The sequence below is a fragment of the Paenibacillus silvae genome (assembly GCF_014639235.1).
Lineage (GTDB): Bacteria > Bacillota > Bacilli > Paenibacillales > Paenibacillaceae > Paenibacillus > Paenibacillus silvae.
This window is the reverse complement of record NZ_BMFU01000002.1, coordinates 678,208-702,956: the sequence shown is the minus strand read 5'-3', so window position 1 is coordinate 702,956 and position 24,749 is coordinate 678,208. Positions and strand designations below refer to the sequence as shown.

Genomic DNA, 24,749 nt, shown 5'->3' with positions numbered 1-24,749 from the left:
ACAACTTACATGAGGGAGAGGATTTTATTGAGAAAAACGGGTGCATTTCTGTTAGCTTGTATCCTGCTGTTTACGTTGGTCATGGCGGGTTGCTCGTCGTCTGAGAAGGGAAACGGCGAAGTGGATGCTAACGGGAAAATTCCGATGAATGTATTTGTTCACCAAGGCTCGGATATGAATCTGGCTACGAACAAGTTTACCAAGAAGATGGAGGAAAAGTTTAATATTCAGTTCAACTGGACAACAGTCCCGTTTGACGGAGCAGCTGAAAAAAGACAGATTTCACTTGCATCGGGTGACTATCCAGACCTGTATTTGCTTATTCCATGGGTGGACCGCTTCTCACAGACAGACTTGTTAAAGTTTGGTCAGCAGGGCGTTATTCTGCCGCTCAATGATCTTATTGATCAGCACGCGCCGAACATCAAAAAAGTGCTCGATAGCAATGAATACTATAAAGCGATGAATACGGCCCCTGACGGTAAAATCTATGGGTTAACCGGACTGAATGAATGCTTCCACTGTTCTTACCCGAACAAGATGTGGGTGAACACCAAGTGGCTGGATCAGCTTAATATGAAAGTACCCGCAACAACAGAAGAGTTCAAGGAAATGCTCAAGGCATTTAAAACGAAGGACCCGAACGGTAATGGCAAAGCGGATGAAGTGCCGCTCAGTGGTTCGACCGAAAACTTCGGTGTACACATTATTCCGTATTTGATGAATGGATTCATCTATGACGATGACCGCAATTATCTCATTTTGAATCAAGGCAAAGTGGAAATGGCAGCGAACAAATCCGAGTGGAAAGAGGGGCTGACCTATATCAAATCCTTATACGATGAGGGTTTGATTGACCCGGGAGCTTTTACTCAAAATGTTGGCGCATTCAAGAAAATCGGTGACAATGCGGATGCACAGCTTCTCGGAGCAGGTGCAGCCATGCACCCGTCGTTGTTTGTTACTACGGCTGAAGGTTCCCCATACGGTAATGATTACAACGCGATTCCGCCACTGAAGGGACCACATGCAGAGTATGCAACGTACAACTATCCGATTGATCCGGGAGCAACGTTTGTATTAACCAACAAAGCCAGCGAACAAACCCAGATTGCAGCAATACAGATGCTGGATTACTTCTACACACAAGAAGGTGGAATGGCTGCGTACCTGGGAGAAGAGGGCACAAGCTGGCGTAAACCGGAGGCGGGCGAGGTAGCACTGAACGACCAGGTCGAGCCACTCTACAAGGCAATCCCCGTTCCGTCCGGGGAAGAACCTCGCAATGACAGCTGGTCCGCACTGAGTCAATACAATCATCACCGCGCTTATCGGGATGCAGAAGTGCAGGGAACAGATATCTACGCTAACGATGGTTATGAACGTCGTCTATATGAAGCGACATTGTTAATGGAAGGCAAGGAGCCTAAAGAGGTGTTCCCACATTGGGCATTATGGGTAGACCCGTCACTTGCGGATGAAACGAGCATGATGCAAACCAATATCAAGGATTACATCGATCAGAACGCGCTTCAGTTTGTAACAGGCGCAAAGAGTCTGGATAAGGACTGGGATGAGTATGTGAAAGGACTTGAAGGGTTGAATATCAGTCGATACCTGGAAATTATGCAGTCCGCTTATGATGCGTCTTCGGTATCTTCGAAATAAATAAAGGGTGAATCAAAGAGAAAGACGTCCTCATTCGCTGCATGCAAACGAGGACGTCTTTTGGCTGGTTTATGCATAGTGTTAGCAGAGTGAATGAAAGTTCAATACATCCGGTAGTTTCCACTTAATGCAAGCATGGCAAAGAAATACAGGCAGTTATCGTAATAACGGTGTTTCCCTTGCCGGAGCGGTGTATTCCAGAACAGTTTAACAAAAAAATCAGCATCAGGACCATCAGCGGCGAGTGATGCCATAGCGTTGGTAGCCAGCAGACCTACAGGATGCAGTGCGGGCTCATCGAATGGCTTGCCTTCAATGGTATAGCGTCGGTAATCCGACACATCAATGCTGCTGAAAAAAGCTTGAATGCGATTGGACTGCTGCACCTGCCACGGGTCCTTGCGGAACCATTCCCAGTCCAGTGCAATGTTGGCTGCAACACGATAGGCGTCACTGTAAAAATGTCTGAAATCACCATGTGGCTGTACGGGTGCAGGAGTGCCGTCATAATTGGCATATTCCGGCGAAAGTCCGGTTACAGGGTGGCAGGCAGTATGAAGATAGGCTCGGCTTGCCTCAGCCGCTTCTTTCCAGAACGTACGATCCTGTTCATTGGCATATAATGCAAACAGTTCATAGAAATGAGGAAGATGATAGGACGGATCACTGAATGCAAACTCTGGAATAAACTTGATCAGCCGATTGTTCGGCTCCCACATGGGATCACCCTCGCCATGTTCTCCTTGATGCAAGCAGGCATGAAGAATTTTACGCGCCTGAGCTTTATAGTCATATGGAGCCGGGCCATCACCCCAGCGATTAGACGCAAAGAAGAGCGCCATAGCAAAGAACTCTTCGCCGTCCGGGGCAGGTCCCGGGGACAAGTGTGTTCCATCCGGCTTGCAATGCCAGGCAAAGTAGTCCTTGTATCGACCTTCAGTATGCTGCATATATGTATATGCATAATTCCAGAGACGATCAAACTCTTGCTTCTTATCCATCTGCACAGCCATCATCATGCCATAGGACATGCCCTCGGAACGAACATCGTCGTTTCCTGTGTCGAGCATATATCCTTTGTCATCTCCTGCAGGGTAATAAATTCGAGTATGCTCATCCCCATAAAACAGATCATTCCAGGTCTGCTCCAGCCTCGCGTGTATCTCCTCTTCACTGAAACCAGACCTTAGAAAGAGATTAGTATATGTACCTGTATCAATAGCGCCTTTTCCTTTTAAATTCATACGATCCTCCTATAGAATGTCTTCTCAGAGTGTTATTGAAATTTTCATATAAGCGTGAAAAAACGTTCATATAAGCTTGTATATGCGTTCCTATATGTAAGTATAACATTCAGTATACTACTCAAATTAAAGCGTTTACATGGAAAATTATAGGTGTAACATTCCATCTATTTCCATATCCTGCGGTTGATGATATATTTAGTCAAGTCCTATAGTTTATCAGGTTGTTGCTAAATTATGTAAGCGCTACACTCGAAGAGAAAGGGGCCGCCTGATAGTGACATCATTAAGTTCTGGTTCCTTCACACGGTATACTTGGAGTGTAAATTTTCGCTGGAAGGCTGGTGAACATGTAACATGATTGGCAATTCTGGAGATGCAGAACTGAATCAAGGAACCCATGCACCGCGTGACCCTGTGCAGGTCGGAGTTTCATTAGCAGAAGCCGAATTCGATTACAATTCTCCAAATTATCTTGATATGATCGACCGTTCTCTACTGAGTGCGGGGAATAATGTCAGATTGAAGAGAGTCATTGAAAAGGCGAAGCGAGGTGAACCTGTTGTACTTGCGTTTATCGGGGGCTCCATTACTCATGGCGCTGGTGCAGCACCGATTCATCTCCAAAGTTACGCCTACCACACGTTCAAGCATTTTCAAAAAATGTTTGCTCCATTGGACAGCAATACAGTTCAATTGATCAAAGCGGGTGTAGGCGGGACGCCCTCACAGCTTGGCGTCATACGATATGAGCGGGATGTGCTCCGGAATGGCAGTGTGCAGCCGGACATCGTCGTTATCGAATTTGCGGTAAACGATGCAGACGATGAAACGAGAGGTAACTGTTATGAAAGCCTAGTGTTGAAAGCGCTTGCTTCTGATAACAAACCCGCGGTTATCCTGCTTTTCAGTGTATTCAAGAACGACTGGAATCTGCAGGACAGGCTTGCTCCGGTAGGGTTTCATTATGATCTGCCTATGGTGAGCATGAAGGATGCTCTTGTAGAGCAATTTCGAAAGACCAAACATGAGGGTAACGTCATAACCAAAGAACAATATTTCCATGATATTTATCATCCGACCAATGTGGGACATCGCATTATGGCTGATGCGCTGGCCAACCTGTTTCAAGTAACAGATCGTTCCCCTATGAATCAGGAAGAGAACGAATTGAGCAGGGCTCCAATGATCGGGAATGATTATGTGAACGTGCAGCTGATGGATCGGGAAAATGGTGAGCAGATTGCCAGAATTGAGCCAGGTGGCTTCTGTCATACCGACACTGAGCTGCAGATGGCAGAGATGGATGATCATGCTTACGCAACACCACTTTTTCCGAATAACTGGATGTATGTCCCCGATGATACAGCGGAGCATCTTGGTTTCAAACTGTATTTGCGGTGCAGTCGTCTCATTCTGATCTTCAAAGACTCCGATAGCGACATATTCGGAACGGCTCATATCAAGGTGGATGGTGAGCTTGTCAAACAAGCTGATCCGCATGAAGTGAACTGGACACATTGTCATGCGATGCTCCTAATCAGTAACCAAGAGGCTGCTGAGCATGTTATTGACATCGAGATGGCACCAGGACATGAGGATAAGCAGTTCACGATTTTGGGCTTCGGATATGTAGAATAACGGAAGTCGACATGAACGCGAACGAATTATGCTAACCGTGAAGGGAGTAGGAAACTAATGATAGCTTCGGCATCAGCGGGTTTTGACCAATATCGCGATCATATTGAGCGAGGCAAGGTCGAGACAATCGAGTATGATTCCAAGACAGTTGGTAGTGTGCGCAAGGCAATGGTGTACACACCGCCGGGGTTTTCCCCGGAGCGAACTTATCCTGTACTCTATCTGTTGCATGGTATTGGAGGCGATGAGACGGAGTGGCACACTCACGGTGCTCCTCAGATTATTTTGGACAACCTCTACAGTGATAATCTTATCCAGCCGATGATCGTGGTCTGTCCCAACGGGCGCGCGATGATCAATGACCGGGCTGAAGGTGATTTGTTTGATCCTGAGAAAATTCGGGCCTTTGAAAAATTCGAGTCTGATCTGATTCAGGATCTCATTCCACATATCGAGTCCAGCTATCCGGCAGCAAAATCAAGGGATAAGAGAGCAATCGCTGGTTTGTCCATGGGAGGAGGACAGTCCTTGAACATCGGACTCCACAATCTGAATCATTTTGCCTGGGTTGGAGCTTTTTCGGCAGCGCCGAATACGAAAACCCCGGAGGTTCTGATGCCGGAACCGGATAAAGCATCGTCGCTGTCTTTATTGTGGTTGTCATACGGAGTTCAGGATAATCTCATTCAGATCAGTATGGATGTTCATGAATACTTGAAGCAGCAAGGTGTGCCCCATGTCTGGCACGAAGAAAGCGGGGGACATGACTGGCCAGTGTGGAAAAATAATTTGTATCTTTTCTCACAACGTCTTTTTAAGTAAACCAAAAATTTAAAATTCCAGGAGGTATTTCGTTATGTTCAAATTCGGCAAAAAATTGATGACTGTTGTTCTTGCAGCTTCCATGAGTTTTGGCGTTTTCGCCGCTACAACAAGCGCTACAGATTACTGGCAGAACTGGACTGATGGCGGGGGTTACGTTAATGCTGTGAACGGATCTGGCGGGAATTACAGCGTAACCTGGCAAAATACCGGGAATTTTGTAGTTGGTAAAGGCTGGACTTACGGCACACCTAATCGTGTAGTTAACTACAACGCTGGCGTATTTTCGCCTTCCGGCAACGGTTATCTGACGTTCTACGGCTGGACCCGAAATGCCCTTATTGAATATTATGTAGTGGATAATTGGGGCACATATCGTCCGACAGGAACTTACAAAGGCACGGTAACTAGTGACGGAGGCACGTATGACATCTATACAACGATGAGATACAATCAGCCATCCATTGACGGGTATTCAACATTCCCGCAATACTGGAGTGTTAGACAATCCAAACGTCCAATCGGTGTGAACTCCCAAATTACGTTCCAGAATCACGTAAATGCGTGGGCGAGCAAGGGAATGTACCTGGGCAGCAGCTGGTCCTATCAGGTTATGGCAACGGAAGGATATCAAAGCAGCGGTAGTTCGAACGTGACTGTTTGGTAAGCGTTTACATTACACTGAACTCCAGCAAGGCAGGTCTGTGATCTGTCTTGCTCTCCATTCCAGTTTCATAGTCAAAGGAGACATACAGATGAGAAAGTGGCTTATATTTCTGCTCATCGCAGCAACTGCCGGTTTAAGTGCTTGTTCAACGAGCAGTACTACAACTGTAAGTGATGATCTTGTACTGGTTGAAGGCGGTGCATTCAAGACCAGCAAATCCAGTTTTACAGATAAGGACATTACACTGTCTGACTTCTATATTGGCAAATACGAGGTGACACAGAAGCAGTGGATGGAAGTTATGGAGGACAACCCATCCGGTTTCAAAGGTGAAGAACGTCCGGTTGAAAGAGTGACCTGGTATGATGCAATAGAATATTGTAACGCACGGAGCGTTAAGGAAAACCTGAAGCCGTATTACTCAATTGATAAAGAAACTACGGACCCTGACAATAAAAATGGAAATGATAATATAAAATGGACAGTAACCATTAATGAAGGCGCGAACGGGTATCGTCTGCCAACAGCAGCAGAGTGGGAATACGCGGCGAGCGGAGGACAGAAAAGCCAGAATTTCACCTATAGCGGAAGTAATAATCCTGACGAGGTCGCATGGTACTGGATGAATGCCGGGGAAAAACCGTTAACAGGAGACTGGAACTGGCCGGCAATCGAGAATAATCGGAATCAAACCAAGCCAGTCGGTCAGCAAAAAGCAAACGAGCTAGGAATTTATGATATGTCCGGCAATGTTAGAGAATGGTGCTGGGACTGGCACAGCCATCCGGAAACTCCGAACAATACCTGGAGAGTCAGCAAGGGAGGCGGCTGGGTCAGTAGCGTAAACACGGCAGAAATCTCTTATCCAGGAAAATTTGATGCAAACGGTCTCGGTCCCGATCAGGGATTACGAGTGGTACGCAGTAAATAACACGGCCACTTCGGTTAACGAAGGGCCTTTTGGCATAAGATGTCTTGCTAGGAAAATATCTTTAAAAGTGAATATCTATTCTTTAAACTTTGCTATGGTTGATGAATCGTACTGGATATAAAATGGAAATACCAACCATGTAAGCGCTTTATAAAGTGAGAGGAGGCCGAATATTAGCAATAGGCTGCATGATCTTTAAGACGTTTCCTATCCTTTGTTGAAATGGTTGGAATCAGAGACGGAGGTGTATGATGAAGAGGAAAACATGGTTCACATTAATGGTATCGGGAGTGGTTTCATTATTTATTTCAGTAAGCGTTTTCGCCGGGTATGTATTTTGGGAGCCGCTGACGTATTACAATCCAAGCACGTGGCAGAAAGCAGACGGGTACTCGAACGGCTCGATGTTCAACTGCACATGGCGAGCAAACAATGCTAATTTTACCAATGACGGCAAGCTGCGCTTGAGTCTGACAAGTCCTTCAAACAACAAGTTCGATTGCGGCGAGTATCGGTCAACGAATACTTACGGATATGGTCTGTATGAGGTCAGCATGAAACCTGCTAAAAACACAGGCATTGTATCCTCGTTCTTTACGTACACAGGTCCAGCCCATGGTACACAATGGGACGAGATTGATATTGAGTTTCTTGGCAAAGACACCACCAAAGTGCAATTCAACTATTACACAAACGGTGTAGGAAATCATGAGAAAATCGTAAATCTTGGCTTTGATGCGTCCCAGGGATTCCATACGTATGCATTTGATTGGCAGCCAGGGCATATCAAGTGGTATGTGGACGGGGTGCTCAAGCATACAGCTACAACGAACATTCCTAAGACACCAGGCAAAATTATGATGAATATCTGGAACGGAACAGGTGTTGACAGCTGGCTTGGATCATATAACGGGGCTAACCCGCTGCATGCAGAATATGATTGGGTGAAATATACGAGCAACTGATTAAGGTTGAGCTGCGTGCGACGTTTGGAGCATACAAAAAATATGCAGACATGCACAACAGAGGAGCGGAGTTTATCCGTCGTCCTCTGTTTTTTATTTTCAGATGAAGTTGAATTCATGCCATAATTGTACAGGATATGACACTTTACATAACTAACGAAACGTAAGATGATGAGGGAAAAGGGTAAATTACCACTCAATTTCGAGAGGATGGAAATACATGTTTAGTAACGATTACCGAACTCAAGCATCCGAGCAGTTGATCGAGTTGTTGGGACAACCATATGATGCCAAGCAGATACAAGCTATACTGGAACCTTTCGGTGTAAAAAAAATAGCGAAGCCGGGTAGTCCTTTTCTAAATGAAATCATCGGGTCTGTCAAAGCATCTGTTCGTATCGCTGTGTATCGCTCCCCCGAGGGTTTGCTCCTTGATAAGCAAGAAAGATAACTGCGAGACATTGTATTAATACAACATCCGTATTCACTTTTTAATATCCTAAATTAATGCAATAAATGTTGCAATATTAGTATGGGCATACATATACGTCATTCATTATGATGGACTCTGTAGACAACATCATTACATAGACAGGGGGACACACAAGTTGAAAACATTGAAGAAAAGAAAGATGGGCGCTTTAGCTTTGGCAGGAATGTTCGCGCTTACAGCAGTATTAAGTGGATGTAACAGCGGGGCGAGTAAAGAGGCTGCACCGAGCACACCAAGCACTGCACTGGAATTGAAGGACGGGAAGTATGATCCACCCGTAAAAATTACTTATTTGCGTCCTTGGGGACCCGAAATCAAATTCAAATCTGGTGAAGATCAGGACAATAACGTGCACACCAAATGGGCGAAAGACAAGCTCGGCATTGAATTGAAAAATCAATGGGTCTCACCATCCACAAACAACGCGTTTGAAACGAAGCTTCGTCTGTCGCTGGCTTCCAATGCAGAAATGCCGGACATTATCTCGTATCGCGGCGACTTCAATCTGGCACGTGAGTTGATTGAAACGGGCAAGTTCGTTGATGCTGGTGAATTGTTTGATCAGTATGCAAGTGATACCTGGAAAGCCGCAGTGAATGAAGATCCTTCGGTATGGTATCCGTACATGCAGGATGGTAAACGGATTGGTATCCCGATTCTCGATTACTCCTATAATAGTGATCCAGTGATGTGGATTCGCGAGGATTGGATGAAAAAGTTTAATCTGAAAGCACCTGAAACGCTGGCTGATCTTGAAGTAATTATGGAAACGTTTACGAACAAAGACCCGGATGGCAATGGTAAAAAAGACACTTATGGTCTCACCATCGGATTCAAAAACTGGTTGAGCACATGGATGTCTGATGCTGGCTGGATCTTCGGAGCCTTCGGCACGATGCCAAACCAGTGGAATCTGAACGCAGAAGGAAAACTGGAGTACGGTTCTGTAAACCCTGGAGCAAAACAAGCTTTGGCAACACTGGCCGACTGGATGAGCAAAGGATACATTCCAGAAGAAGCCGGGGTATATGATGAAACCAAAGCAGCAGAAGAGTTTACAGCAGGTAAAGCAGGGATCGTTGTCGGACCTCACTGGATGCCGTCATGGCCGCTCGAAGATGTGAAGAAAAACAATCCGGAAGCGGAGTACAAAGCTTACCCGATTCCATCTGGACCTGATGGCAAAGCAGGCAGACGCGGTACCGCGAACGACAACGGTGTAATTCTGATTAACAAAGATATGAAGAACCCGGAAGTCTTTTTCACCTATCAAAACTATCTATTCGATCACTATGCCAATCCACAAGCAGGTGATGAATTCGAACATGGCTTTGCTGAAGGATACGACTGGGCAATGAAAGACGGCAATGTAACAACCGATGCTAGTGTGACAGGCGGTTATGCACCTGAGAAATACACATTAACGTTTGATGGCGCACGTATCCCGAGTCTGAACATGGCTACGCTTGCGAAGTTTGCTAACGGTGAAGAAGCAACAACACCTTTCGAGAAAAAACTCAAATCCGGCGTACCGGCACCAATGGTGGAAGCGGCCAAGATTGTTCTGGATCAAAAAGATATCGCATTAAAACAGATGTTCACAGGTGCGCCAACGATGTCGATGCAAATGAATAACGACATCCTAACCAAAATGGAAAAAGATACGTTCTCTCAGATCATTTATGGTAAAGCTCCAATCGATGCATTCGATACGTTCGTAGAGAAATGGAATTCTTCCGGTGGAGAACAAAATACGAAGGAAGTTAATGAGTGGTATCAATCCGTAACTAGCGGCAAGTAAGCTGAAGAACACAGAGCAATAGAGAAAAGGCCTTGCTGGAGTAAGCTCCGGTAAGGCCTTTTGATGTGTTCATCTTTTATGAATATTTACGAAATGTATTCGTGCCGCTTAAATTCAGTCAGGCAGCTAAGCAAGGTTTTGAACCATTACATCAAACAGGCAGGTTCTCTCTGTATTCCTGCGGAGTCAAATCGTAAAACTTCTTGAACACCCGAATGAAATAAGCCGTGTTGTTGTACCCGACAAGCTCGGCAATTTCAAATACCTTGGCGCTGGAGGAGCGCAAATAATATGCTGCTTTTTCCATCCGCAAACGATATACATAAGCTGTTAACGCCTCACCGGTCTCGGTTTTATACACTTTGGACAGATATACCGGGTGCAGGTGAACATGCTCGGCAATGGCCGGTAGTGAGACATCTGATGCGAGATGCTGATCCACAAAGCTTTTGACACTTCGAACGATGGTGCTGTGATTGTCCTTCAGCTCTTGTTCTGCATCCTCACTGATCGAAGACAGTGTCCGTATGGACCAGTCCTTCAGCTGCTGTGCAGTAGCATATACAGGAGCCTGGAAGTACTTATAGGTTTCTGCAGACAGAACAGAAGAGATCTGTTTGCCATTCTTATGAATGATATAAGCAAATGCACCGGCCAACGCGTGGTAGACCTCAATGGTTGTTTCGGCAATATCATGATGCTGTCCTGACTCCAGTAATTCTTCAAAAATAACTTCAATTTTCTGCTCGACCGCATCAAACCGTCCCGCTTCCAGCAGACTGATCAGTGTCGGTGGATTGTATAGGGATCTAATGGCAGGCAGGGGATGTACATCCTTGTCATCAGATGCGGTGATAAACAGCCCCTGTGCCTGACCCATACGCTTCCGCATAGACCGAACCGCACTTTCATAGATTGCTCCGATCTCATAAGGAAACTTGCCCCAATGGGAGACGGAGATCGAGATGGCCCCTTTGAGATACAACTGAACATTGGTCTGAATTTGCGACGCATAATGCTCCAGCAATGTCTGGGGTTTCTCCTCTTTGTTCATGTTCTGCAAAGCGCCCTTTTTAACACTAACCAGAACCACCAGATAATCATGCACGTCCCGTGTGTGCCAGATGTGAAAATGATGCTGCATCACTTCACTGATAATATTGCTAATAGCGTATTGCATCAGTGACAGATCATGATCTCCCATCTCGGACAGATGCTCCTCCATGCGAATGACCAGCATACCGAGTTCCTCGCCAATGGAGTAGGGCAGTTCAAGCAGCTCCAGCTTGTCCGCAAGCGCGGAAGGGGAATAGGTTTTGCCTGTAAGCAATTCGTGAAGCATGGTGGACCGCAGCAGTGGCAGATTATCCTGAAACGCATGCAAAGCCCGTTGATAGGATGCGGCGGTTTCCCACTTTTGCTTGATCCGATCTACCAGTCGCTGCACAGTTTCAATCAGGTCCTCGTCACTCACGGGTTTTAACAAATAATCAAAGCTCTCCTGAGCCATCGCTTGCTTGGCGTATTCAAAGTCGGCAAAGCCCGACAGTAAAATGGTTTGCACATGAGGCCACTTCTCGTGAATGGTCGTAATCAGATCAATGCCGGACATCTCTGGCATACGAATGTCGGTGATCACAATATCGATATCATGGTTTTCCATAATTTCAAGTGCGACAGCACCGGATAATGCCTCGTGCACCGTACTGATTCCGCAGCTTTCCCAAGGGATCGTTTCAGCCAGTGTTTCTACGACGGATCGTTCATCGTCTACTAATAAAATTTGTAACATGTACTTCACCTACTCGTTGATATTGTTGTACCATGTGATGCTCACTTTGACTCCGCCGCGTGACCCATGTTCATAACTCAGACCCGCTCGTTCACCATACAAAAAAGACAAACGCTGATGAACATTCCAGGTTCCGCATCCCATGCTGCCATCAAGCGGTTTGTGCAAATTATTTGTTAACTCTTGCATCTGATTTTCTGTCATACCCCGTCCGCTGTCCTCCACAGTTATCGTGCTCAATTCATCCGTATGATGGCCTGTTATCGTGATATGCCCATCTTCTGTACGAGGTTCGATGCCGTGAATGATAGCGTTCTCAACGATCGGCTGCAGGGTTAATCGGGGTAATGTTTTATGCAGCATATCATCAGGTACATCAATGGTATAATGCATGCGTTCCAGCCGGAGCGCCTGTATTTCCAGGTAGTTTTTCACCATCGTGAGCTCTTCCTTGATCGTTGCCTGATCATTCTCTGATCTCGTTATGTAACGGTAATATTCGCCCAGATTAAGCGCCATCGCCACAACAGCTTTTTCATTTTTCATCCGCGCCATATTTTTGATATAGAAGAGACAGTTGTACAGAAAATGCGGATTAATCTGTGATTGCAGCTGCTTCAGCGTAGCTTCACGTCTTCTAAGCTGCTCCTCATATACATTCTCGATCAGCTCTTGAATCCGCTGGGCCATGATGTTAAATCGTGCAAATAACAAACTGAACTCATTACGAGATGTATAATGCAAACGAACGGAAAAATCTCCAGTCGATAAACGGTTCGTGCCCTTAACGAGCTGAAGCAGTGGAAGCTGCACACTTCGGTACAGCACATACAGCACAACTACACTCATCGCGATCAGAACGGCGATGGAAGCATAAAAGAGGTTACGGCTGTTCGTAATGGGCCCTAAAATCTGCTGCATCGGTACATAATCCACGTAGTACCATCCAAGACTGCCCGATTGAATATACGAAACATAGTACTCCGTGCGGTCAAGGGTCGCGGTAAATCCGCCTTTGTCCGAAAGTTTCGTCGCTTTGAGCTTGGACTGGATCGCATTCAAGGTCTCATTTGCGCTGCTGTTGCTAATTAAGCCCAGATCGGGATGGAACATAAAGGGGTCACCTTTGTTATTCAGCTTGTTCTGATCGAGCATAGCGATTAAATGATGTACCGGGAAGCTGATCTTGGTGATAAGTCTGGATTTTCCCGGAGTATCCATAGCCGTTGTGGGGTCCGTTGTGTACCACTCAAACTGCTCATGTGTATAAGCCCAGGATTTTGAAAGCGGTTTGGAAAATTCATCCTTCCTGTAAGGGATATAAGCATAATAATCCGTGGAAATGACTTTTTGCAACCTTGGAAAATACAGTGTAATCGTCGAATGCCATTTGCTGGCGGCGTTATACAGATTAATTTTTTCGAGAATAGCACTCCCAACCTTGACACGTTCATAAGGTACATCCTTGTAATCCGGGCGTTGATATTCCTGAATGCTGGAATCCTGTCCAATAGACAAACCATAAAGTGACAATTGGTATATATTGGATTCTACCGAGTCGGCAAATGTGGACAGATGGTTCATCGTGTTGTTCTGAATTTCATGTTTAATCACACGTACACTTTCCCGGTTCGAATAGGTGTAGAGGAACAGCACCAGGACAAGCAGCGCCACGAAGAGCAGCGTAATTTTGGTAAAGACATTCAGACGAGCGAACAATGCTTAACCTCCTCAAGTCATTAAAATATTGATATCGTTGTTGCAATATTAGGATATAGATCGCTAATAACCGTTGCTATAATTTTAATATACAAGTTCATATCCACTTGTAAAATACAAAATTTAGAACATGGGGGATGTAGGGGTGAAGGAACATACGTTAGAGACGCCTCGTAAGGGGAGAGCCGCCAAGGTGAAACAGCGCTGGAATATGCAACGGAATTGGTCCTTGCATATGATGCTTGTACCGGCAGTTTTGCTGGCTATTATTTTTCAGTACATACCAATGGGCGGCATTGTCATTGCCTTTCAGGATTTTAAACCGTACCTCGGATTTACCGAATCCAAGTGGGTAGGTTGGGATAACTTCAAGTATTTATTTTTATATCCAGACGTAGGTCAGGTCATCTGGAACACACTGGTCATTGCATTTTTCAAAATTGTTGCAGGTCTGGTTGCCCCATTCCTGTTCGCGATTTTGCTAAATGAAGTTCGTTTGACTGCTTTTAAAAGAGTCAGCCAAACGCTCGTATACCTTCCGCACTTTCTGTCCTGGGTTATCCTTGGCGGGATATTGCTGGATATTCTCTCTCCGCAGGGAGGTATGGTGAACCAACTGATTGTTGCACTGGGCGGTCAGCCGATATTCTTTTTGGGAGATGGAACATGGTTTCGGATAACACTGATTGTCAGTGATGTCTGGAAAGAGTTTGGCTTTGGTACCATCGTATTTCTGGCCTCGCTGTCCGGCATTAATCCGGCACTGTACGAAGCGGCTGAGGTGGATGGAGCGAATCGCTTCAAGCAGACGCTGCACATTACGATTCCTGCACTGATGCCGATCACAATTGTACTCATGACACTCTCCATCGGTAATATTCTGAACGCAGGCTTTGATCAGGTGTTCAACCTGTACAATCCGCTCGTTTATGACAAAGGCGACATCATTGATACGTTTGTATACCGTCTTGGTATCCTGAACGGCAAGATGAGCTTTGCTACTGCTGTAGGGCTTTTCAAATCTGTCGTAGCTACCATTCTGATCGTGATCTCATATCGTATGGCTTACAAATTAGCGAACTATCGCGTGTTCTAGAGAGGAGAAAAGGGCTTGTATTACAAAACTCGAGGCTATCGAATATTCAGTGTTGCCAATTATATTTTTCTGGGCGTATTATCCTTGCTTTGCATTTTGCCAATCATTCATATTTTGGCCGTATCGTTCAGCAGCATGGCCCCGGCTTCGTCCAATCTGGTCGGCTTCTGGCCGATCGGCTTTACGACAGATGCATATGTGAAGACGTTTGGCAATTCAAACTTTATCAACTCATTGCTCGTTTCGGTGAAACGTACAGTGATTGCAACTGTCATCGGTATGGTCATCATGCTGATTACCGCATTTCCGCTGTCGAAGGAGGACATTAACTTCAAAGGCCGTTCCATGTACACCTGGTTCTTTGTGTTCACGATCCTGTTCAGCGGTGGTCTGATTCCAAGCTACATCCTGATTCAGAAGCTGGGGCTGATGGATACGATCTGGGCGCTGGTGCTTCCGGGAGCCTTGTCCGTATGGAATGTCATTCTGATGATGAACTTCTTCCGGGGTCTGCCTAAAGAGCTGGAGGAAGCGGCTTATCTGGATGGTGCAGGTCATATTAAAACGCTGGCGCTGGTCTACATTCCGCTGTCCATGCCAGCGATTGCTACACTTTCCTTGTTCACCATGGTTGGTCAATGGAATTCCTGGTTTGACGGCATGATCTATATGTCCGATATCAAAAATTATCCACTGGCCTCCTTGTTGCAAACCATTATCGTGCAGCAGGACCTTAGTAAGATCAACGTTGACCCGTCCATGCTGGAAAACGTATCACAGCGTACGGTTCGTGCAGCTCAGATTTTCATCGGGGCATTGCCGATCTTGGTGATTTATCCATTCTTGCAGCGCTTTTTCGTGAAAGGCATCGTTATCGGGGCAGTGAAAGAATAGCACTGCCCTGCAAGTGAAACACATTCGAGGGAGGAATATGGGTGAAAAAAGGGTTGGCTTGTCTCGTAGCAGGAAGCATGATCGTTTCACTAACCGCTCCGGCAACAGTCGGGGCAGAACAGGGGAAGCAGCAAACAGCAGCGGAGCAGGTGCAGGCATCAAGCCTGCTTCTGTCCCCGTACAAAGATTTGAAAGGTCATTGGGCCAAGAACGCTGTGATGCGCATGCAGAACATGGCATTAACCAAAGGTTATGCAGACGGTACATTCAGACCGAGTGAACGTATTAGCCGCGCCGAGTTCGTGGTGATGCTGGACCGGGCATTCGGCTTCACAGGTGGACCTGAAACGGCGGCATTCGCTGATGTAAATGAAAAAGACTGGTATTATGACGCTGTCACACGGGCTAGTGCATCAGGCATCATTCAGGGAACCGATGAAACTCATCTCTCGCCGCACCTTCCAATCACGAGACAGGATGCTGCAGTGATGGCCGATCGTGCATTTCAGCTATCGACGGGCAGTGAGAGTGAGCAGCTTGGGTCTGCATTTAGTGATGAGCAGGATGTGGCCGAGTATGCCAGAAAAGCGCTGGGATATCTTGTTCAAAATAAAATTGTAAACGGATACAACGGGAAGCTTTCGCCGCAGTCAGCTATTACACGAGCCGAAGCCGCTATGCTGATGTCATCATTAATTGCAGATATTAAACATGTTCCAGGCACATACGAATCCAAAGTGGATGGCAATCTGATCGTACGCTCAGCAGATGTAAAATTGAAAAATACAACCGTTAACGGTAATTTGCTGCTCACAGAAGCGATTGGTGAAGGAACAGTAAACCTTGACGGTGTAACTGTAACAGGAAGTGTCATCGTGAAGGGCGGAGGAAGCCACTCGATTGATATTCAGAACTCCAAACTGAAGCGTATTGTAGTGGACAAGAGCAGCAGTCCTGTTCATATCGAGATGACAGGCACAACAGAGGTTGAAGAAATGCTGGTTGCACGTAAAGCAACAATCGTGCTGTCTTCCGAGAGCTCCATTGATTCATTAAAAGTAAGCAGCAAGGCTCGTCATACGACGATTGATGGCAAAGGGAAAATCAAGCTGCTTGACGTAGAAGCGGATAACGTTTTGTTTAATGGGAAAGCGGTTACAACAGGCAAGCACAGTGATAACAATACACCTGGAACTGGTCAGACTGAACAACCCAAGCCAGATATATCAGGCAATTCCGGTGGTGGCAGCAGCAGTTCCAATGCAGGCGGTGGTGGCGGGTCCTCAAATTCGGGTGGACAGACACCTTCCGTGCCTGGCACACCATCGGGCGAGAAACCGGTCCCGGCGACTACAATTCCGGATGAACAATGGGAAATGGTCTGGAATGATGAATTTAATGGCTCTGCTGTAGATGCTTCAAAATGGACAGTACAGGATACAGAGCTGGTCTATAACAATGAGCTGCAATATTACAGTCCGAACAACACACGTATCGTAAAGGATGGCAATCGTAACGTACTGCAGATTGAAGCGAAACGGGAGCAAAAGGGCAGTAAAAACTACACTTCCGGCAAATTGATCACCAAGGAAAAAGGGGATTGGACTTACGGCAAAGTAGTCGTGAGAGCCAAGCTTCCCATCCAGCAGGGCATGTGGCCAGCCATCTGGATGATGCCTACGGATGAAGCTCATTACGGAGGATGGCCAGCTTCCGGGGAGATCGACATTATGGAGCTGATCGGCGGCCAGAACAAGGATCATGAGATCTACAGCACCATTCACTATGATTCGATCCAAGCCGATGGCTCTCATGGGCATGACCAAGGCAAGTTTACGCTGCCGCAAGGCGAATCCTTTGCCGATGAGTATCATGATTTTCAGGTGGAGTGGCTGCCTGGTATGATTCGTTTCTATGTAGACGGACAGCTGCATCACCAAATCAACAATTGGCAGACAACAGCGGCAGGACAGCCGGAAAGTTATACGTTCCCTGCACCATTTGACCGTCCGTTCTATCTCATTCTCAATCTTGCCGTTGGTGGAGACTGGCCGGGATCACCAGAAAATGCATTTGTGTCTGATAAGATGAATGTCGATTTTGTGCGAGTGTATTCGTATAAAAATATGAATGAATGGCCGGACGTAACCTCCAGTCCAATCGAGCCTGAGGAGCTGCGCGCACCGCAAGAGAATGGAAACCGGATTTACAATGAACATTTCACACAAGGCGTGGATGCAAACGGTGTTCCTACTGACTGGAAGTTCATTACGAATGCGGGCGGAGAGGGCAAGGTAGAAGTTGTCGATGATTCAGTGAAAGGCAAAGCAGCCAAAGTTACAATTACTAACGCAGGCACGGAAACCTATTCCGTTCAATTAACCCAAATGCCGATGTATCTGAAGAAAGATAAAAAATATAAAATTCAGTTTGAAGCCAAAGCTTCCGAGAATCGGGTTATCCGCTCCAAATTGACACAGTTTGAGAAAAGCTGGACGAACTATTCCGGCGAAAAGGAATTCTCAGTGACAACGGATTGGCAACCGTACGAATATGAATTCAATATGCGTAACGGTTCAGACAATAATGCAAGGTTTGAATTCAATCTGGGCAAAGCAGAAGGCGAGGTACTGGTGACCAACGTGATTCTGAAAGAGGGAGGTGATGCCGATCCGCTTAAAGTTGAACGCAAAGCCCTGCCTGATGGCAATTACATCTATAATGGTACGTTTGATCAAGGAAAGCAGCGGCTTGGCTTCTGGAACACTCAGATTCAAGAAGATGCGGATGCGCACGTATCGGTCAATAACTTCTCGAAGTTCCCGATCATGGAAAGACAGCTTGTTGTCGATGTGAAGCAAACGAATGGACAGCCGGAGCAGGTTGCTGTTGTTCAGCCTGGCATGAAGCTGGAAGGCAATACGTCCTATGGCTTCTCCTTTGATGCCAAGGCAGATGCTGAAGGCGTTATGGATATTGGTTTAACAACCGCTGAGGGTCACAACGTACAGGTTCATCAAGGACAGCAGATTCAGATTGGACCAGAGTTGAAAACGTACACAGGTGAAATTGTGATCGGAGAGGGCGAAGCAACTGCAACGTCTGAATTACAGCTTTTGTTTGGCAGATCTTCTGGCAAGGTATATGTCGATAACGTACGCCTGACGAAACGTGGAAAACCGGTAACCATCCAGGGTTATAACCACATTCAGGCTGCCGATGCTTATGTGATGCAGGGACTGCAGCTCGAAGATTCCGATGAAGGCGGCAAACATGTCAGCTACATGGATGAAGGTGATCTGCTCCAGTTCAAGATTGATACAGCGAACGATGGGTTATATGCCTTCTCTACACGGATGGCAAGTGCCGAGGCTGACTCAAAAGTACGTTTTACGGTCAAAGATGAGGAAGGCAATACCGTTGCAAACTCCAATTTTGTGCTGGGAGATACGGGCGGCTGGCAAACGTATAAAACCGTATATCTGCCAGCGGTTTCCTTGCAAGCCGGAAAAACCTACTACGTAAATTTTGAAGGAAACGAGTATAATACGCGCTGGCTGGACATTTCACAGAGTAAAGTGAAAAATGGCGGGCTGAATGCAGATGCCTCGGGCTGGATGCTGCCGCAGAGCGTAACTACAGCGACCTACAGCAACAGCGTGGATAATGGCCTCAGCATGACTTTGTCTGGCACGACGGAGAATTGGTGGGACGAGATCCTGCAGCAGGGAGAGCTTCCGCTCGAAGCAGGTAAAACGTATCGTCTGAGCTTCGATGCTTCATCATCCGCACCAAAAACGATGCAGGTTGTTGTATCGAAGCCTGATAGTAACGATGTCAAGTATTTGGAGCAGCCGGCAGAACTGACAGCAACCAAACAGCCATATACGTATACCTTCACGATGGCGGAGAACGGCGATCCAGCAGCATTGTTAAACTTCGGTCTCGGGAAGCAGCCAGCTCCAGCAGGTGAGCATACTGTATCTATTCAAAATGTAATGCTGTTCGAGGTAAATCCGGGTGCAGAGGAGGGCGGTCAGCCGATACACGTCAACCTGATCAAAAATGGTGGCTTTAATCAGGGAACAGACGACTGGTCTGCTTATACGGCTAGTAATAAACCAGAAGACTTGTCTATTCGTGCTATTAATCAGCAGCTGCAAGCCAAGATCGGTCAACTCGGAGATAATCCGTGGGATCGTCAGGTCTTTCAAGAGGGCTTGGTCATGCAGCAAGGCTACACCTACAAGCTGACATTCAAAGCAAAAGCGGATAAAGCTCGCAAAATGAGTTTAGGCATAGGATGGGTGGATGGCCCTCCAAACTACAACTGGACCGATTTCTTCGGCGACAAAATAGATCTGACAACGGAAGAAAAAGAATTTACATTTACATTCCAAGTGAATAAGTCTAGTTACTCTAACAGTCGAATTGTCTTTGATATGGGCAAAATCGATGGGGATGAACAAACAGACAACACCATCACCTTGTCTGATGTTAGTCTGGTCAATGTGGGGAAAACGCAGTAAATCAGTGGTTGCAGGGTGATTTTGTCACTGAGTAAAAAATGATTCCTGTTACGCAGCTTGTGCAGCTAAAAAGGACGAAGCAGATTATTTCTGCCTCGTCCTTTTTGTGATGTCCTGCAGCAGCATTGTTGATACCCAGAGATTATCGCTAATAAGGAAGCAACCGATCAAGGAAGTGCAGTAATCACGACCTCGTCGATAAAGGCAGTGTTGTCGCCCTGTGTCGTGGTTGCCACAAATTGAATGGTATGCTTGCCGCCTGTTGTCTCGAAAGCATCGGTTTTGAACGTCTCAAAGCTGCCGGATTCGGGCTGATACGAGCCAATAACCTGGTCATCAAAATAAACAACAAAGGATTGGGTGCCGCCGAAGCTGGTCCGCTTGGCTGCTTGAAATGACATTTGGTATGTGCCCGGTTTGAAATGTATGGACTGACTTAACGTGCCGGATATACCGCCATCGGTTTTCAGATAACCCGTCTGTACCCCCTGAGGAGCTGTCGGCGCTTGAAATGGCCCGTTGTTATGCTGTACACCAGATCGGCTGTCAAATACCCATCCATTCGTCATCGGCCCGGGTCTGGCCGACGTTGTAGCAGGCTTCTCAAACCCTGCGTTGAAAAACGTGACAACAGGAAGTTCATCCGGAATGTCCGGGTTCACAAAGCAGCGCTTGTCTATGCCCGGAATCGGATCGCCCAGGATGGCACTGGTGCAGGCGACGCCATTTTCCTGAATCGAATAGTTGAACAATCCATCTGCTCCATAAGCAACAACCGCTTTACCTTCAAAATAGCAGTCTCCGCCATCTTCAATCATACATAGCTTATAGCCGTCCGGTGCGCTGCTGATCTGACCTATCTGATACAGCGAGGACACTGTGCCTGAAGGCTGCATCCCTGATTTGAATGCTTTCGCTTTGTATAGCGCAAGGGAGCCTTCGTTCAAAATAATCGGCCGCACGTACAGCGTAGATTGGGACGTAGGTTCGCTGCCATCCATTGTATAACGTATCTGGACACCGCTTGTGGCACTCTCCAGATAGAGCACCTCGGAGCTTGGGAACACATGCTGATCCAGACTGAACGTCGGAACCTCAACCTTGCCCGTTTGTGAAGAAGGAAGCACACGCACAAGAGCTACTCCATATGCAGACGGGTCGGCCGTGCTTGTGGCACGAACGGCAATCAACGTTTCGTCTGTTACCTGAGGAGCCTGATATACACCGCTGCTGTTAATTGTGCCGCTGTTTTGTCCGGCAACACTCCAGGTCACGCCTCCAGTGTTATCAATGACATCAGCAGCAAGGGTAAGGGAATCACCGGAACGAACAGTTGGATTTACCTGATCCAGCTTCACTTGGGTTTGGGCAGGCTGGGTTGTATAAATGATGACATTATATTCATCATCAACCGCAGAATCGGTTAACGAACTGCCCCCTGGAAAAGTTGCTTTGACTGGCGGAAGAATGGCATTAGCCTCTTGGACAACATCATTTTTATAAACCAGTTTTCGGAACGTTTTGTTGACCGCAGCATTACCGAAGTCGAGTGTGATCTCCTTGCTGGAGCCGGCTTTGGTTTCGACCAGCACCGTATAATTGCCATCCTCACCTCTGAAGGCTGCGGCGCGAACGTCAGATGAACCGCCTGTATTTACCGAAAGCACTTCACTGTGCTCGGGGATATAACGATTCAGCATGCCTGCAATGTAAAAGGTTTTGCGCGGTTTCAACCCGAGCACGGCTGCATCCCACATCGTGTAGGTTCCATTCGTTCCACCGGTAGGGTCGTTGGTCCACACTCCGTTTAACTGCCACATCAATGCTGATTTTACACCCATATTGGCGGTCTGAATGACCGAGTTGGCATAACCGGCATCCCAGTTGCTCGCCTGATCATCGGCCCAGCCGAATTCGGTCAGATGAAGCGGTTTGTTGCCGACATAACCTTTGCGCAGTGAAAAGGCATTGCCAAGACCCTCATATGATTCACCATACACATGAAAGCTGTATCCATCGATGGCGTCATCAGCATGCTGCTTCATATATTCAATCCAGGCAGGAGCGCCAGTCTCCTCAGGCCCCCAGATTTCAACCAGATCGCGGAGTCCGTCCGCTGTCAATCGGGAACTTACTTTATTCACCATTTCTGCGTAGTAGGCCTTCTGATCCCCCGGTGCTTCGAAATCCCAGCTGCCATTAGGTTCATTATAAAAGGTAAGATATTTCACGTTGTTGTACCCGCGGTTCTGAATCAGTTCCTCCAGTAAAGCGGAAGCAGAGACTGCATAAGCATCCAGATCAGCAGGTGCGCTTGTCCACGGATCAATGCCTGGTATCGAGAACCAGTCATGTACAGTCGAGCCAACCTTCCAGCCAAAGTTTAATTCAATTTCGGTTCCGGCTGCCTTGAAGGCGTCCAGATATTTGTAAAAGGCTTTCATTTTGGTGCTGTCCCAGGTGTAGGTTCCTTTGGAGGGCTCCATCCAGTCAATCTGAAACCAGACTCTGGCTACTTTGGGCTGGATCGTCTGAATTCGTTTTTTGTCGATCTCCCAGTGTGCTTCGGTATAACCGTATTGCATCTGTCCTGGCATTAACGCTGTCGGAATGGTGTTCACACCAACGCCGAGAAAATCATCCTGGATCACGTTGTTTGTGTCAATGGTAACGGTGCGGGTAACGCTGGTGCTGCTTTGGTTTTGGGTTTCATTCTGTTCTGCGTGGACCTGGGCAGGAACGGGAATAAACGAGGCCAGCATGGTGGCTATGAGGAGTGGAATCCCCCAGCGTGAAGCGAAACGATCGGATCTGCTTTTCATCTCAGCTCTCCTTTATAGTGGTTTACCACACAAATCGCTTGCGGCAACTCAAATGATAGCGTTTACAATAAAATACAAATTTGAAATATCTGTTGAAATGGTTGAAAAAAAGAGGTCGGGGTTGAACAAAACAAAACCTGCTTGAACGATTTTGCTCCAAAACGCTCTTTACGAACACTGGTGTGGATTTTATGCTTTTTATAAGGGAAAGATCGTAAGTCATGAAGATAAAGGAGTGTCCGTGACCATGTCCAATATAAAAGAACAGTCTGTTCGTCGAATCGAGGGGGATGCTTCTCATACACATCAACAGCTTGAAGCGCTTCGGGTCTCTGCTAATGGTCGTTATCTCGAAACGTCATCGGGTGCACCATTTTTCTGGCTGGCGGATACGGCGTGGGAACTTTTGCATCGTTTAAATCTGGAAGAGAGCGAGCTGTATCTGCGAACGAGGGCCGAGCAGTCCTTTACCGTTATTCAAACCGTGCTGCTGGCTGAGTTCAGCGGAGTTACAACCGGGAATGCTTATGGAAGACTGCCTTTGCTTATGGATCAAAATGGTCAACCTGACCCGGCTCGTCCCGATCTCACCGAGTCTTATTCTTATTGGCATCATGTGGATACTGTGCTTGAGCTTGCCGCGAGTCTTGGAATGTATACAGCCTTACTCCCGGCTTGGGGTGACAAATTCAATATCAAGTGGGGAAAAGGACCTGAAATCTTCACGCCTGAAAATGCATATCGCTACGGACAATGGTTAGGTGAGCGGTACGGTCAGCTTCCACAGGTGATCTGGGTACTTGGGGGTGACCGTGCATTAGAGACCAAGCTCCATTTTGATATCATTGCTTCGATGGTCCGGGGCTTGAAGCAGGGTGGAGCAACGCAGCTGATGACCTTCCATCCACCGGGTTGTGATTCTTCCTCCCGTCAGCTTCATCACGAGGCTTGGCTTGATTTTAATATGATTCAGTCCGGGCACGGGGAACGGGAGATAACCAATGATCGGCGTGTTCAGCAGGACTATGATCGGAAGCCCGTGAAGCCAACCCTTGATGCGGAACCTTGTTATGAAGATATTCCCGTTGGATTTAAGGGAGAACAGGGTTATTTCGATGCCGCAGATGTGAGAAAAGCTGCATACTACGCATTATTTTCAGGGGCGCTGGGTCATACGTATGGTCATCACTCCATATGGTCCATGTATCAGGGAGCGGATGATCTGCTGGAGTCGAACAGTCAGGGTGATTATTTTATTATGAGCTGGCGTGAAGCCTTGCATCGCCCCGGAGCGAAACAGATGAAGCATGCACGTGCGCTGCTTGAGAACGAACTGGGGCCGGATCTCCGTCCAAATCTGAAATTGATTCACTCTAACCGTACAGGGGCGAATCGAATGATGGCTTTACAGAATAAATATAACGCTTACATTTATCTGCCAAATGGCTTGTATGTTGACGTAGTCATGGGGTATATTGAGGGCAAGCGGGTCAGAGGAGCATGGTTTTGTCCCAGGACAGGATTAGAAACCGATGCTTATGCCGCCCATGCTTCTTCCGGCTCTACAGCAGATTCTGTAATACTGAATCAAGGCATTGCACGTTTTACAGCCCCAACAAGCGGACGAGGGAATGACTGGATTTTGATTCTGAAGGGGGTTTGATG

Annotated in this window: 16 protein-coding genes; 12 read left to right on the top strand and 4 right to left on the bottom strand. The window is 46.8% G+C overall.

Annotation, left to right across the window (positions count from 1 at the left end; translation table 11 throughout):
- Positions 1 to 27 precede the first annotated feature (27 nt).
- Positions 28 to 1,668, top strand: a complete 1,641-nt coding sequence (locus IEW26_RS09085) for an ABC transporter substrate-binding protein (protein ID WP_188592144.1) — start codon at positions 28 to 30, stop codon at positions 1,666 to 1,668.
- A gap of 101 nt (positions 1,669 to 1,769) precedes the next feature.
- On the opposite strand, the gene IEW26_RS09080 is transcribed toward IEW26_RS09085, so the two are convergent.
- Entirely contained in the window at positions 1,770 to 2,912 is a 1,143-nt protein-coding gene (locus tag IEW26_RS09080) for a family 8 glycosyl hydrolase (protein ID WP_188592143.1), read from the bottom strand.
- 357 nt (positions 2,913 to 3,269) lie between these two features.
- On the opposite strand from IEW26_RS09080, the gene IEW26_RS09075 reads away from it, so the two are divergent.
- The 7 genes from IEW26_RS09075 (at position 3,270) to IEW26_RS09045 (ending at position 10,232) form a co-directional block, all read left to right on the top strand.
- On the top strand, positions 3,270 to 4,553 hold the full coding sequence (locus IEW26_RS09075) for an SGNH/GDSL hydrolase family protein (RefSeq protein WP_188592142.1): 1,284 nt from the start codon (positions 3,270 to 3,272) through the stop codon (positions 4,551 to 4,553).
- A 57-nt stretch (positions 4,554 to 4,610) separates the two neighbouring features.
- Positions 4,611 to 5,375: an alpha/beta hydrolase gene (locus IEW26_RS09070; RefSeq protein WP_188592141.1), complete on the top strand. Its 765-nt coding sequence runs from the start codon at positions 4,611 to 4,613 to the stop codon at positions 5,373 to 5,375.
- Positions 5,376 to 5,409: 34 nt separating this feature from the next.
- The gene (gene xynA, locus IEW26_RS09065; protein WP_188592140.1) at positions 5,410 to 6,042 is read left to right on the top strand and encodes an endo-1,4-beta-xylanase XynA; all 633 of its coding nucleotides are present in this window, start codon (positions 5,410 to 5,412) and stop codon (positions 6,040 to 6,042) included.
- 88 nt (positions 6,043 to 6,130) lie between these two features.
- On the top strand, positions 6,131 to 6,973 hold the full coding sequence (locus IEW26_RS09060; RefSeq protein ID WP_188592139.1) for a formylglycine-generating enzyme family protein: 843 nt from the start codon (positions 6,131 to 6,133) through the stop codon (positions 6,971 to 6,973).
- 251 nt (positions 6,974 to 7,224) lie between these two features.
- Positions 7,225 to 7,938, top strand: coding sequence for a beta-glucanase (bglS, locus tag IEW26_RS09055; protein ID WP_188592138.1), 714 nt, complete (start codon positions 7,225 to 7,227; stop codon positions 7,936 to 7,938).
- 220 nt (positions 7,939 to 8,158) lie between these two features.
- Positions 8,159 to 8,389, top strand: coding sequence for a hypothetical protein (locus tag IEW26_RS09050; protein WP_188592137.1), 231 nt, complete (start codon positions 8,159 to 8,161; stop codon positions 8,387 to 8,389).
- Between the two features lie 157 nt (positions 8,390 to 8,546).
- A complete protein-coding gene (locus IEW26_RS09045) occupies positions 8,547 to 10,232 on the top strand; it encodes an extracellular solute-binding protein (RefSeq protein ID WP_188592136.1) in 1,686 nt (561 codons plus the stop codon).
- Between the two features lie 151 nt (positions 10,233 to 10,383).
- On the opposite strand, the gene IEW26_RS09040 is transcribed toward IEW26_RS09045, so the two are convergent.
- Positions 10,384 to 12,024: a response regulator gene (locus tag IEW26_RS09040; protein WP_188592135.1), complete on the bottom strand. Its 1,641-nt coding sequence runs from the start codon at positions 12,022 to 12,024 to the stop codon at positions 10,384 to 10,386.
- 9 nt (positions 12,025 to 12,033) lie between these two features.
- Positions 12,034 to 13,743, bottom strand: a complete 1,710-nt coding sequence (locus IEW26_RS09035) for a sensor histidine kinase (protein ID WP_188592134.1) — start codon at positions 13,741 to 13,743, stop codon at positions 12,034 to 12,036.
- 145 nt (positions 13,744 to 13,888) lie between these two features.
- On the opposite strand from IEW26_RS09035, the gene IEW26_RS09030 reads away from it, so the two are divergent.
- The 3 genes from IEW26_RS09030 to IEW26_RS09020 are packed head-to-tail and all read left to right on the top strand — an operon-like array spanning position 13,889 to position 20,262.
- Positions 13,889 to 14,839, top strand: a complete 951-nt coding sequence (locus IEW26_RS09030) for an ABC transporter permease (RefSeq protein WP_373288442.1) — start codon at positions 13,889 to 13,891, stop codon at positions 14,837 to 14,839.
- 15 nt (positions 14,840 to 14,854) lie between these two features.
- Positions 14,855 to 15,733, top strand: a complete 879-nt coding sequence (locus IEW26_RS09025; protein ID WP_145402318.1) for a carbohydrate ABC transporter permease — start codon at positions 14,855 to 14,857, stop codon at positions 15,731 to 15,733.
- 41 nt (positions 15,734 to 15,774) lie between these two features.
- Positions 15,775 to 20,262 carry a carbohydrate binding domain-containing protein gene (locus IEW26_RS09020; RefSeq protein ID WP_188592133.1) on the top strand — a complete coding sequence of 1,496 codons (4,488 nt, stop codon included), beginning with the start codon at positions 15,775 to 15,777 and terminating at the stop codon, positions 20,260 to 20,262.
- Positions 20,263 to 20,429: 167 nt separating this feature from the next.
- On the opposite strand, the gene IEW26_RS09015 is transcribed toward IEW26_RS09020, so the two are convergent.
- Positions 20,430 to 23,084 carry a chitobiase/beta-hexosaminidase C-terminal domain-containing protein gene (locus IEW26_RS09015; protein WP_188592132.1) on the bottom strand — a complete coding sequence of 885 codons (2,655 nt, stop codon included), beginning with the start codon at positions 23,082 to 23,084 and terminating at the stop codon, positions 20,430 to 20,432.
- A gap of 247 nt (positions 23,085 to 23,331) precedes the next feature.
- On the opposite strand from IEW26_RS09015, the gene IEW26_RS09010 reads away from it, so the two are divergent.
- A complete protein-coding gene (locus IEW26_RS09010; protein WP_188592131.1) occupies positions 23,332 to 24,747 on the top strand; it encodes a glycoside hydrolase family 140 protein in 1,416 nt (471 codons plus the stop codon).
- Positions 24,748 to 24,749 lie beyond the last annotated feature (2 nt).

Bases quoted from the DNA above. Each gene is read 5' to 3' on its own strand.
- IEW26_RS09080 (WP_188592143.1), bottom strand. From the start codon at position 2,912: ATGAATTTAAAAGGAAAAGGCGCTATTGATACAGGTACATATACTAAT.
- IEW26_RS09075 (WP_188592142.1), top strand. From the start codon at position 3,270: ATGATTGGCAATTCTGGAGATGCAGAACTGAATCAAGGAACCCATGCA.
- IEW26_RS09070 (WP_188592141.1), top strand. From the start codon at position 4,611: ATGATAGCTTCGGCATCAGCGGGTTTTGACCAATATCGCGATCATATT.
- xynA (WP_188592140.1), top strand. From the start codon at position 5,410: ATGTTCAAATTCGGCAAAAAATTGATGACTGTTGTTCTTGCAGCTTCC.
- IEW26_RS09060 (WP_188592139.1), top strand. From the start codon at position 6,131: ATGAGAAAGTGGCTTATATTTCTGCTCATCGCAGCAACTGCCGGTTTA.
- bglS (WP_188592138.1), top strand. From the start codon at position 7,225: ATGAAGAGGAAAACATGGTTCACATTAATGGTATCGGGAGTGGTTTCA.
- IEW26_RS09050 (WP_188592137.1), top strand. From the start codon at position 8,159: ATGTTTAGTAACGATTACCGAACTCAAGCATCCGAGCAGTTGATCGAG.
- IEW26_RS09040 (WP_188592135.1), bottom strand. From the start codon at position 12,024: ATGTTACAAATTTTATTAGTAGACGATGAACGATCCGTCGTAGAAACA.
- IEW26_RS09015 (WP_188592132.1), bottom strand. From the start codon at position 23,084: ATGAAAAGCAGATCCGATCGTTTCGCTTCACGCTGGGGGATTCCACTC.
- IEW26_RS09010 (WP_188592131.1), top strand. From the start codon at position 23,332: ATGTCCAATATAAAAGAACAGTCTGTTCGTCGAATCGAGGGGGATGCT.